The 12,315-nt window shown below is 48.7% G+C and carries 12 protein-coding genes; all 12 read right to left on the bottom strand.

All coding sequences use genetic code 11. From position 1 onward, the window contains the following. The 12 genes from dinG to MJB10_RS14890 all read right to left on the bottom strand — a co-directional run bounded on the left by dinG (position 1) and on the right by MJB10_RS14890 (position 12,307). Positions 1–2,859, bottom strand: a complete 2,859-nt coding sequence (gene dinG, locus MJB10_RS14835) for an ATP-dependent DNA helicase DinG (protein ID WP_314795811.1) — start codon at positions 2,857–2,859, stop codon at positions 1–3. Between the two features lie 88 nt (positions 2,860–2,947). Continuing rightward, positions 2,948–3,541, bottom strand: coding sequence for a tetratricopeptide repeat protein (locus MJB10_RS14840; protein ID WP_314795813.1), 594 nt, complete (start codon positions 3,539–3,541; stop codon positions 2,948–2,950). A 95-nt stretch (positions 3,542–3,636) separates the two neighbouring features. Further along, positions 3,637–4,020, bottom strand: coding sequence for an aspartate 1-decarboxylase (panD, locus tag MJB10_RS14845; RefSeq protein WP_314795816.1), 384 nt, complete (start codon positions 4,018–4,020; stop codon positions 3,637–3,639). Positions 4,021–4,026: 6 nt separating this feature from the next. Next, entirely contained in the window at positions 4,027–4,896 is an 870-nt protein-coding gene (gene panC / locus MJB10_RS14850) for a pantoate--beta-alanine ligase (RefSeq protein ID WP_314805636.1), read from the bottom strand. 24 nt (positions 4,897–4,920) lie between these two features. Continuing rightward, the gene (gene panB, locus MJB10_RS14855; RefSeq protein ID WP_314795818.1) at positions 4,921–5,775 is read right to left on the bottom strand and encodes a 3-methyl-2-oxobutanoate hydroxymethyltransferase; all 855 of its coding nucleotides are present in this window, start codon (positions 5,773–5,775) and stop codon (positions 4,921–4,923) included. Positions 5,776–6,016: 241 nt separating this feature from the next. Further along, on the bottom strand, positions 6,017–6,985 hold the full coding sequence (locus MJB10_RS14860) for a biotin--[acetyl-CoA-carboxylase] ligase (RefSeq protein ID WP_314795820.1): 969 nt from the start codon (positions 6,983–6,985) through the stop codon (positions 6,017–6,019). A gap of 332 nt (positions 6,986–7,317) precedes the next feature. After that, positions 7,318–8,592: a CCA tRNA nucleotidyltransferase gene (locus MJB10_RS14865; protein ID WP_314795823.1), complete on the bottom strand. Its 1,275-nt coding sequence runs from the start codon at positions 8,590–8,592 to the stop codon at positions 7,318–7,320. A 42-nt stretch (positions 8,593–8,634) separates the two neighbouring features. Next, positions 8,635–9,807, bottom strand: coding sequence for an N-acetyl-alpha-D-glucosaminyl L-malate synthase BshA (gene bshA / locus MJB10_RS14870; protein ID WP_314795825.1), 1,173 nt, complete (start codon positions 9,805–9,807; stop codon positions 8,635–8,637). A gap of 17 nt (positions 9,808–9,824) precedes the next feature. After that, a complete protein-coding gene (gene bshB1 / locus MJB10_RS14875; RefSeq protein WP_314795827.1) occupies positions 9,825–10,517 on the bottom strand; it encodes a bacillithiol biosynthesis deacetylase BshB1 in 693 nt (230 codons plus the stop codon). Position 10,518: 1 nt separating this feature from the next. Further along, positions 10,519–10,938: a methylglyoxal synthase gene (locus MJB10_RS14880; protein WP_314795829.1), complete on the bottom strand. Its 420-nt coding sequence runs from the start codon at positions 10,936–10,938 to the stop codon at positions 10,519–10,521. Between the two features lie 25 nt (positions 10,939–10,963). After that, complete coding sequence (gene dapB, locus MJB10_RS14885) at positions 10,964–11,767, bottom strand: 4-hydroxy-tetrahydrodipicolinate reductase (RefSeq protein WP_314795831.1); 804 nt, start codon at positions 11,765–11,767, stop codon at positions 10,964–10,966. Positions 11,768–11,806: 39 nt separating this feature from the next. After that, complete coding sequence (locus MJB10_RS14890) at positions 11,807–12,307, bottom strand: tetratricopeptide repeat protein (RefSeq protein WP_314795833.1); 501 nt, start codon at positions 12,305–12,307, stop codon at positions 11,807–11,809. Positions 12,308–12,315 lie beyond the last annotated feature (8 nt).

The raw sequence follows: 12,315 nt of genomic DNA on the forward strand, positions 1-12,315 counted from the left end.
TTAGGCTCCCCCCATCCATTGCTCAATCCTCGGTAACATCTGTTCACCCGTCATATGCTCGATCTTTGGACCTGGCAATGAATAGAGGAAGTGCTTCCCATAGTACGTTTCAATCACACGTGTGTCATAAATAATAACGATCCCTTTGTCGGAAGCTCGGCGCACAAGACGGCCAAAACCTTGCTTAAACCTGATCACTGCCTGCGGAACCGAAAACTTCATGAACGGATTCTCATTGCGTTTCTTAATGTTCTCGCATTTGGCTTCAACCAATGGATGGTTCGGCGGCTGAAACGGTAATCGAATAATAGCCAGACAGCTGAGCGCATCGCCTGGAATGTCCACGCCTTCCCAGAAGGAGCTGGTGCCCAGCAACACGCACATGCTGTTATCTTGGAACATACGGGTAAGCTTACTGCGATTGCCGCTGTCCACGCCTTGACCGAGCACAGTAATACCGTGCTGATTTAGACGGTCCTTCATCCCTGCATGTACGAGCTTCAACATTCGGTTCGACGTGCAAAGAACGAGCATCCTTCCCCTCGTCACGATCGCCACATCACTGAGTGAGGAGATGAGTGCTTCGATGAACACAGGATCACCCGCACCTTTGATCGTAGGGAAATCACGTGGAATAACAACCAACGCCTGCTCACGATAGTTAAAAGGGGAAGGCAGTTGAACCGTCTTCAATTTGCCCGACTCTTCGTCCGCAGGAATCGCTAATCCGAGTTGCTCCGCGGAATATTGAAACGACTTGTTCACAGACAGCGTTGCAGAAGTCAGGATGATACTATCTTTCGTCTCGAAGAAATGCTGCTGCAGCAATCCGCTTACATCAGTTGGTACAGAGTTCAATTGAACAGATTTGGCCTTTGCGTAGGTGCCAGCTTCAATCCAATACACATAGCCGTCATCCGCCATTTTCATAAAGAAATGTAAGGCATCGCGATGCTCATACATCTCTTTCACCGTGCCGCTCAGATCGGTTACTAATCCTTGGATGCCTAGCCCGTCCTGGTGCTCCTTCAAGTCATTCAGCAATTTGTCGAGGGTGCGCAGCAGTTCATTGGCGTTCAAATAAATATTATCTTCCATGATGAGCAGCTCGCGCCAATTGGATGGAAGCGTCTCAGGCTTTAAGCGTAGTACATACTGGGAATTTTCCGATTGTGAAGGGTCACTGCGCGACGAAACTAATTCGTAAAGCGCTTCGCTTAGCCGTTCCCAATCCTCTTTGATCGAAATAATTCGCGGAAACACCCCATCGATCGTTTGACTCCATGCCGCCACACGATCCTGCGCTTCATCCGACTTCTGAAGTCGGAATCGAAGCATGGGAAGCTGACCGCTGCGATTATCCTTATACAACCAGAGCAAAGACTGATAGAACGCCGATGAGTGCAGCTCGATACCCAAGTGTTTGCTGGCAACTTCCTCGAAGTGATGTGCCTCATCAATCACAAGCTGCTTGTAAGACGGTAGAAGGCGGTTCTCAGCCTTCATATCCGTAAACAGGAGGGAATGGTTCGTGATGATCACATCTGCCGTATTGGCGTCATTCCGCGCGCGGTGGTAGAAGCACTTTTTGTACCAGGGGCACATGCGATTGAGACATGAATCCGTATCACTGGCAACCGAGTACCAGAATTGGGCTCCTTTATTACCGAAATGAAGCTCCTCTTCGTCGCCATGCTCCGTTTCACTCAGCCACACAACCATTTGCGCCGCGGTGATCGGGTCTTCCCTGCCATTTTCATAATCACGCGTGGTGAGCTTTGTTTCGAATTTGCGCAAGCAGAGATAGTGACTTCTTCCTTTGAGAACGGCCGCCTTGAACGGCACAGGAAAAATATCTTTCAACAGTGGAATATCGCGTTCGCGCAGCTGTTCCTGAAGGTTAATTGTGTGGGTAGACACAACGACTTTCTTCTCATACTTCAAGCCGTAATAAATCGAAGGAATCAAATAGCCGAGCGATTTCCCCGTCCCAGTACCTGCTTCAATCATCAAATGCTGCTCGTTTTCAAGCGCCTTTTCAACCTCTTGGATCATCAAATCCTGCGATTCTCGATCCTCATAAACCTCGAATCGCTGCTGCAGCGCTGCTTTCAGGCCTTGTTGGAACGCTAGAAAGGAACCTCCTAATGCCTGAGTCACTTCATAGTCGGAACGAGTATCCTCTTCCTCACCCCAATCGGACACATTCAGAGTGAACTGTCGAAAATAGCGATTCGTGTCGGTGTCCACGCTTGTGATCGATTCCTTATACGTACAAATTTCATCCAAGAACCAACCTAAGTCCGTGTTACCGTTTTCGAAAATGTGGAACAGTCGTTGCACCGTTAATAACGGCAGCCCTAGCAAACGATTCAGACATTGAATCCAAATCAAGGCGGTGACCTCAGCATCACTATCCGCCTGATGCGGTCGTTCATGGTCGATGCCGAACAGCGCAGCTACCATGCTCAATTGCAGACTTGAGATCGAAGGAAACAAGATGCGCAGCATATCCATCGTATCTAATACGCGCCCCGAGAAGGGTGGATAGCCTGTCCGTGTCAAGCCCCGTTGCAAGAACGCCAGGTCGAACGCCGCGTGGTGCGCGACCAGCACACAGTCGAATAAGAGCGGGAACATGTCTGACATGACATCATCCAAAGAAGGCGCTTCCGTAACCATGTCATTCGTAATGCCCGTTAAGGTTGTAATCGAAGAAGGTATACTAATCCCTGGATTTACCAGAGAAGTATACCTGTCAGTTATTTCAAATTGATCTATAATGACGAGTCCAACCTGTATGATTTCGTCTCCAGGCTGACTTCCCGTTGTTTCAAAATCCAAAACAGCAAATTTCATGACGTCTATCTTCAATCCCTTCGTCGTGCACTTCTCCTAGCATACCAAATCTGATTAGGAAAAGGGAATACCTTGAACTCTTTTTGGACTAGGTTTCATCCAGATTGATAAGAGGTTCCATGCAGGAAGGATCAGTATGATACGCTTTTTGAAAATATTCGAACGCTTTCTCGATGTTCTGATTCTGAACGTGGATGCAGCCCATCGCATTGTAAGAGATAGCTTTCATCTTTGAATTTTCGGTCAGTGGCAGAAGAAATTTGAAGTGCTGATACGCATCTCCAAACTCCCCCTTGCGCAAATGCCCCATTGCTAAGTACACCCGAGCTAGTAAAAAATCTGGCTGTCTTCGGATGAGGACCTCGAATTCTTTAATTGCCTGATCGTACATATACAGCTTGTAATATCCCTGCCCCCGCATGAATTCTTCGGTTTGCTTACCCGATACGTCAAGCTCCATTAATTCATCATGTAAGGTTTGTGTGGGGATCGGTACCGCCCCATAAAACTTTCCCAGCTTCTCCTCAAAAAGCAGCCAAGCTTCGATGAATTCGTCACTCATCGTTTTCAACACTTGCAATTGTTCGTCGAGCTCCGCCTTTTTCTCCACATCGCTGTTCGGATATTCCTTCTGGATTTCTTCCAAAACCTCATTCATTGTGGAAAATAAATGCTTAAACATTTGGCATCCCACCTTTGCTTCGAAAGCTTACCCTCATTCTTTGTAAACAAGGCCGATTTCATGCATGGAGCTCAACTTCTGCATCATGTCCTGGCTTAGAGAATAGTGGAGTGCTCTTCTTCTTTGAGCAGCTGGGCGACTTTGTTGTTTTCGCCCATAATGGCAATTGTTGGATGATGTTTTTTCGCTTCTTCGTCACTCATCATGGCGTACGAAACGATAATAATTGTATCTCCTGTTTGAACCAATCGCGCTGCGGCTCCATTCAAGCAAACGACGCCAGTGCCGCGCGGTCCTGGGATGATATAAGTCTCTAGACGCGCACCATTATTGTTGTTCACGATCTGTACTTTCTCATTTGGCAGCATATCCACCAAATCAATGAGATCCTCGTCAATCGTAATACTTCCGATATAGTTCAAATTCGCCTCGGTCACCGTTGCGCGGTGAATCTTGGCTTTCATCATCGTGCGAAACATAAGACGTCACTTCCTGACTTGTAGAATAAGGTTATCGATTAATCGTGTTTTCCCGAACTTCACAGCCAAAGCAATAATTAGAGAAGAAATAGAATGGCTATGGTCAAATGGCTCTAAAGTTGGGTAGGAAAGCACTTCCGCGTAATCGACTACGGCAAGCGGCGCCGTTTCAATGTGTGCACGGACCAAACTTGCCAGCTCTGTAGAGGTAAATCCTTGTGAAGATTTGCTTTGAATGTACTCTTTCGCGATTTGTAAGGATTGTGACAACACTAACGCTTGCTGTCGCTCTTCTGGCGACAAATACACGTTGCGCGAGCTCATCGCAAGACCATCCGCTTCTCGCAGTGTTGGGCATGGCACGATTTCAATCGGCATGTTCAAATCTTGCACCATTTGCTCAATAACCGCAACCTGCTGCGCATCCTTCAAGCCAAAGAAGGCTTGATCTGGCTGCACAATATGGAACAGCTTCGAGACGACCGTGGCAACGCCATCGAAATGACCAGGCCTGGATGCCCCGCACAGTCTTGTCGTGACATCCGATACGCTAACCGTTGTACGGGTCGGGGACGGATACATTTCGCTGACGGATGGCATAAACACGAGATCAACACCCGCGGCCTCTGCGACCGCCAAATCCCGCTCTGCATCGCGCGGATACCGCTCGAAATCCTCGCCAGGTCCAAACTGGAGCGGATTCACAAAAATACTTAACACAACTAGACCGCATTGGGAGCGTGCCTTATTCATTAAACTCGCATGACCCTCATGCAAAAAACCCATCGTTGGCACGAAGCCAACCGCTTGGTCATTTCGGCGTCGGTAGGCTTTAATCCGAGATTGCAAATCAGCAATTGTATGAACCACTTCCATCGTGTGGATCGCTGCCATGATCAATCACTCCTTATCGCCGTACAAATATTGAACGACATCATTGTCCATATGAAACGTATTTTCCTGTGCAGGGAAAGCGCGTGATTTTACTTCCTTCACATATTCGCCAATACCTGTACGGATAGTTTCCCCGATATTTGCATAGGCTTTAACAAACTTTCTGGGTGCACTGTCAGAACCATACTGGAGCAGATCATGATATACGAGAACCTGCCCATCGCAGTGTACACCAGACCCGATGCCAATCGTTGGGATCGAAAGCTGCTTTGTAATCCAAGCTGCCAGTTCATCTGTGACAAGCTCTAGTACGACAGCAAATGCGCCTGCTTCTTCAATCGCTTTTGCATCGCTTAGAAGCTTCTTAGCCTGCTCAGAGCTGCGCCCTTGCACCCGAAAACCACCCAATTGATGTACAGATTGCGGCGTTAAACCCAAGTGTCCAACGACAGGTACACCTGCATCGGTAATCGCTTTAACTGTTGCGGCGATTTCAGCTCCGCCTTCCAGCTTAACCGCTTTCGCGCCGCCTTCACGCATCAATCGGCCAACCCCATTCAGCGTCGCATCCAAGCTGCCGTGGTACGTTAAGAACGGCATATCGGCAACGACGAACGTATTCGGTGCGCCGCGCACGGCAGATCGCGTATGATACACCATGTCATCCAAGGTGACTGGCAATGTTGAATCGTAGCCAAGCACTACATTCCCCAGGGAATCCCCAACTAAAATGACATCAATGCCTGCTTCCTCGGATAAACGAGCTGAGGGATAATCATAGGCCGTAATCATCGTAATCGGTACGCCGTCTCCCTTCATTTTTCTCATCTTAGCTGTCGTTAGCGCCTTACGTTGGTCCAAAGTAATCCCAGCTTCCTCATATAAAATAAAAAACCTTTTAGCTATGAGCTAAAAGGAACGCATGCAGAAAGAATCAATGATCCCTCTGTCTCGGTCCTAGGCGGCTCAGAGCAGAATCCAACATCTTGGTACTTCATATCTCATTGTACTTGCAAGCTTACAAGTGCAGTTCCTATAAGGATACCGCCTTATCTATCTATTATACCAAACCTTGCTTCAAGAGGATACCCTATATCTCCCATTACCGCAATTCGATATCGCCCGAATAAATTTTGAGATGCTCACCGCTCGGCGTAATAACCGTTAAAGCACCCGAATCGTCCAAGGAATCTGCGATCCCTTCGATCACTCCTGTTGGTGTGTTCGTACGGATTGGTCTTTTCAACGTGACGCTCAGCGCTTCCCAAAGCAATCGAATCGGGGCAAAGCCTTTCTCTAAGTACAAGGCATACAGCTCTTCGAATTCAAAAAGAAAGGCTTGTACGATACGTTCACGTGAGACGAGTGCGCCTGATTCAATAGCCAAAGAGGTTGCAATGTGCTTTAGTTCCTCTGGGTAGTCTTCATCCAGCAAATTCACACTAATGCCAATACCTGCAATCACATATTTCAATCGCTCGTCCTCGCCGCTGCTTTCCAGCAAAATGCCGCTCACTTTCTTGCCGTGAATCAACAAGTCGTTCGGCCATTTGATCCCAATCTCCACCTGACACACTTTTTGGATAGATCGGCATAGAGCCACTGCACTCAAAAGCGTCAGCTGCGGCATGAAATATACAGGTATCCGCGGGGTTAGAATGAGACTCATCCATATCCCTTTCCCCGCTGGAGAATGCCATTTGCGCCCCATACGGCCTCTCCCTGCATTCTGTTTCTCCGCGAGCACAATCGTGCCCTCAGGAGCGCCAGAAGCCACCAATTGATGCGCAATCGTCTGTGTCGAATCTACCTCATCATAAATATGTACTTTATGGCCTAGTACTTTCGTCCGCATCCCATTCAGCAACTCACTTAGCTGCCACTTGGCAGGCTTGCTGATGAGACGGTACCCTTTGCGTGGGGAAGCCTCAAATTCATACCCCTCCGCTCTAAGCTCCTCAATATGCTTCCAGATCGCCGTACGGCTTACATTCAGCCGCCGACTGATTTCAGCGCCAGACACATACCCCTCCGACGCCTCATCGAATAGTTGTAAAATTTGTTCATTCATAGGGATTCACCTGAAATCCTTTCGCCAGCGTTCAAATTCAATTTTTTGGTGTAAAGTCGAAGGAATCGATTAACTAGGTGACAATCAGGGCTGCTGCGATCGAGTTAGTCGGAAAAACCGTTTATCTCGCAGACAATTAAGGCTGCTGCGGTGGAGTTAGTCGGAAAAACCGTTTATCTCGCAGACAATCAGGCTGCTGCGATCGAGTTAGTCGGAAAAACCGTTTATCTCGCAGACAATTAGGGCTGCTGCGGTGGAGTTAATCGAAAGAATCGAGTAACTCGCCAACTCCACGTCGGCTATTCCGAGTAAAGAAAAACCGCGCAGCGCTGCTACTTCGCAGCCTGCGCGGCGTGAATAAGAGCCTCGCGCTCGTTCGGGATTTCCCCGAGAGCGGCTCGCTCGAGCAGTTCCTGCAGCAGCACGCCCATCCATGGGCCTGGCTGCCGGCCTAGAGCTTCCGCCACATCCTGACCGGATATGGCGAGCTCCTTCAGGCTGAAGCAGGGAACCTCCTTCAGCCAAGTTTCACCGCGCCGCACCAGCGCCGGCGCCACGGTCTGAAGGAAGCGCGCGAGCTCGCCGCGCTTCTCAGTCTCCTGCGGCAGCTCGCGCAGCAGCCGCAGCAAGGCGCGGGCTGCGGCTTCGCCGCGGCGCACCGCGCCAAGCTTCCAGACCCGCTCCAGCGGAGCCGGGTCTGGCGCCTCTGCCTGCGCGGCCACAGCCTCGCGCAGGGCCAGTACGCCCGCGACGGCTGTGCCGTCGGCGCGGGAGAAGGTCAATGCCTGGAGAGCCGCGCGGACCGTGTCCGCTGGCACCTCCAGGAGCGTAATCAGCATGGCCCAGCGGTCATGCTGGTGTTCGAGCGCGCTGACGGCGTCCAGCGCGTCGTCCCAGGCGAGCCAAGCCTCAAAAGGCAGCGGAAGCTGCGTTTTGAGGTGGGCCAGCAGGCCGCTCGCCAAGAGCAGCCGCACAGCCCGCGCAGGGGCTGGGCCTTCAACCATGCGCTGCAGCTCGCTGCGCACGCGCTCCATCGCGATATGGCGCAGCAGATGAGCATGGCTCAGCAGCGCCTGCCACGTGCTGCTCTCGATCTCGAGTCCGTAGGTCGAGGCGAAGCGAATACAGCGAAGCATGCGCAGCGCATCTTCCCCGAAACGCTCCTCGGCATTGCCTACACAGCGCAGAATTCCCGCAACCAGGTCGGCTTGCCCTCCAAACGGATCCAGCACCTCGCCGTTTAGAGCCATCGCCATGGCGTTCATCGTAAAATCGCGTCGTTTTAAATCTTCATTCAAATCTGAAATATAAGCGACAGCCGCAGGACGTCGAAAGCCCTCATACGCCTCTTCCTTGCGGAAGGTAGTCACCTCATACGTCCCTTCTGGCATTAACACCGTGACAGTCCCATGCTGCAGTCCCGTTGGGACGGTGCGCGGGAAAATCTGTATTACCTGCTCAGGCCGCGCCGAAGTGGCGATATCGATATCTTTGATCGGTTTATGCAGTACAGCGTCGCGAACACATCCACCAACGAGATACGCTTCGTACCCCGCTTCCGTCAACTTCGCAAGCACAGCCTCTGCACCAGTATCCTTGATTTTCATATGTCTTGCTTCCAAATATAGCGCTCCTAGCCAACATTCGCCTTATTGACAAGACGATGCTGAAAGACGATGAGATTCCGGGAGTTCTCTCCCTAATACACGGTAATAAATTTCTTCATATTGCAACGTTGTAATGTCATTACAGAACGTATAGCGTGCACGATTCAAACAATTTTGAGCCATTTGTTCATACAGTACTTGATTTTTCAATAACTGAATCGCGTACTCCGCCATTTCAGCTGTATCGCCTACATTAGCCAAGTATCCTGTCTCACCATGTGTAATCAGCTCAGGTATTCCGCCTGCATTCGATCCGATCGTTGGGACACCGCAAGCCATCGCTTCTAAAGCCACTAGCCCGAAGCTTTCTTTCTCTGACGGCAGCAACATCACATCAGCTAGTGAAATCACTTGCGCGACGTCATCTTGCTTTCCACAGAACAACACCTTATCTGTAAGGCCGAGCTCCTTCACTTTCGAAATCATTTTCGAAAGATCCGGTCCTTCCCCGACGAATAACAATCTGGAAGGCACTTCTTTACTTACTTTTGCGAAAATATCAACAACATCCTGCACCCTTTTCACAGGTCGGAAATTGGAAATATGAATGAGAATCTTTTCGTCAGGACGCGCAAATTCCGTTCTCAGTTTCGTAATATCACGCGGATAATACACGCGTTTATCAACGAAGTTGTAAGTGAGATCGATATCACGTTCAATGTGTAATAATTCTCTTGTTTCTTTAATGAGATCCTTCGACACAGCCGTCACAGCGTCGCTCTCGTTAATCGCATAACGAATGAGATCGGAGATCGATTGATCTTGACCCAACACCGTAATATCCGTTCCATGCAGCGTGGTAACGACTTTCAAGTTCGTTCCCACCATTTGCTTCGCCAGCAATGCGCACACCGCATGCGGAATGGCATAATGCACGTGCAGTAAGTCAAGCTCTTCCATCTTCGCAACTTGCGCTAATTTACTAGCAAGCGACAGGTCGTAAGGCGGATAGCGAAACACATAATATTGACTGACTTCGACTTCATGATAAAAAATATTTTTATGAAACTTGCCTAACCGAAACGGCATACTATGCGTGATGAAATGAACTTCATGTCCTTTTTCCGCAAGTAATTTCCCTAGCTCTGTCGCAACAACCCCAGATCCGCCAAGCGTCGGATAACAAGTAATCCCGATTTTCAATTTGTCTTTCATGTTACACCTCTTTCCGATCAATCAAACTGTTCGATGACTAAGGGCAATTTCGAAACGAACCCTTCCGCGTACGTCAGTTGACGTCTTTGCCCCATTAAGCGATCCCTGGCTTCTACGCGTTCGACATAGCCTTGATTGAGTGGCGTCGCCACCGTTCCTGCACCTGTCATAAATTGTGATTGATAAGCACGTAACGCAGCCATTTTCAGCTCATAGGCATCGGTTACATCCACCATGACATCAGCTTCATACACATCATTTATAAAATAAAAATATAACTGTTCCACGTTCACTGGCTCTGAATCTGGTAAATATCTACGCAATTTCGCGTTGAACACAGCTTCCTGAATCAAATGAGAGCAAGCAATATGATCGGGATGACGATCCTGCCAGTACGGAGCAAATACGATTCTAGGGCGAAATTTACGAATCTCTTGGGTAATGCGCTCGATATGATCTGCGTTCACAAACAACCCGCGATCGGGAAGTCCAAGATTCGTACGCGACACAACCCCTAAGATTTTCGCCGCTTCTTCCGCTTCTTTAATTCTCGTTTCCACTGTTCCGTTCGAGGACATTTCCGCATAGGTCAAATCGCACAAGCCAACGCGCGAACCGCGTGCTGTATGCTTCGCAATGGAAGCTCCCATCCCGATCTCGGCATCATCCGCATGGGCGCCAAAAATAAGAATATCTAGTTGTTCACTCATTCTATTCGATTCCTGGTTTATATTTATGTACGAGTTCTCTCCATGCAAAATCGCCACGATCCAACGCCTTAACCAGCAATTCTGCTGTCGCGATATTCGTCGCACACGGAATGCCCTGCACATCACATAGACGAAGCAAAGCGATAATGTCTGGTTCGTGCGGCTGGGCCATCAATGGATCACGAAGGAAGATAATAAAGTCCATTTCATTTTCAGCAACCATTGCACCGATTTGTTGGTCGCCGCCGAGCGGACCCGACATAAAACGATGTACACTCAATTGCGTGTTATCCATAATGCGTTGCCCGGTCGTGCCTGTTCCGTATAATTTATGCCCTGCGAAAACTTGCTCATACGCAGTAACGAAATTTACCATCTCATCTTTTTTCCGATCATGGGCAATAAGTGCAATGTTCAACATCTGCGTTCCACGCTCCTAGTGGTCATTAATCTATAAAATGCTCAAATCCATAAATCATGCCAGAATAAGTCATGACTTTACGAATTGCAATGGCAACACCTGGCATATAGGCTGCGCGATCATAGGAATCATGTCTAATTTTCAACGCTTGACCTTGTTCAGCCATAATCACTTCTTGTTGTGCGAAAACACCAGGCAAACGAACGCTATGTATTCTAAATCCATTGTAATACCCGCCGCGAGAACCTTCAATTGTTTCTTCTTCCTTCGGATTCCCTTGCTTAATTTCTTCACGAACTTCGGAAATAAGCTCCGCAGTTTTCACCGCCGTTCCAGAAGGTGCATCCAATTTCTGATCGCCATGATATTCAATGATTTCTAAATGAGGGAAATATTTCGACGCTTGCGCCGCAAAACGCATCATCAGAATTGCTCCAATAGAGAAATTAGGTGCAATCAGTCCGCCGATTCCGTTATCCTGGCACAGCTTGTCCAACTCAGCAATCGCCCCCGGCGTGAATCCGGTTGTACCCATGACTGGGCGAATGCCTAGTCGAATTGCTAGATTTGTATGTGAAACCGCCGTCTGCGGTCCTGTAAAATCAACCAACACATCTGGTCTTGCTTCCGATAATGCTTGCTCGATATCATTGCTCATGAGAACGCCGCAATCATCCATACCAACCATTTTACCCAAATCAATTGGGCCGGTCGTTCGGCTAACCCCTGCAACTAACTCCATATCGGATTCGCGCAGAACGGTTTTCACAACTTCCCGACCCATTCTACCACTTGCGCCAATGACAGCTACTCGAATTTTCTGTTCCATATCGTAAGAATCTCCTTTATCTCATCTTCTAGCTTGGGATCATTTCATTTTCAATTGGTACAATGCTGCTTGCCGCTTTGCCACTTCATTAACGGGCTCCAAGCGGACTGCTTCCATGACGGTTTGATAGGCTCTTGTGAAATCATTCCGCAAGGCGAAGGCTTCCCCTAATATTAAATAGGCTTCTATGGCCAAGGGATCGAGTACGATCGCTTCTTTCAGTAAAAAAATCGCACGTTCCGCATGCTCGGTAGGCGTACTCAGCAATTTTCTCGCTTCTTCCACCCTTTCTCGTGCATGAAGCACCTGCAAATGAAAGCGAAACGCCTCATTGTCCGGCTCTAGCTCAATGGCTTTCGACGCATGTTCGACCGCTTTGTTTAATTTATTACTTCTTGTGAATGTAATCGAAAGTTTGTGATGATAGGCAGCATTGTTTGGTTCTTCCGCTATCGCTTTTTCAAACCATTCAATGGCCTTTTCGAAATCATGCCCAAGTATGGATTCGTACGCTTTCTGTATTTCGTTTTCTCCATTCATCTGCCCAT

It is taken from the genome of Paenibacillus sp. MBLB1832 (assembly GCF_032271945.1).
Lineage (GTDB): Bacteria > Bacillota > Bacilli > Paenibacillales > NBRC-103111 > Paenibacillus_E > Paenibacillus_E roseopurpureus.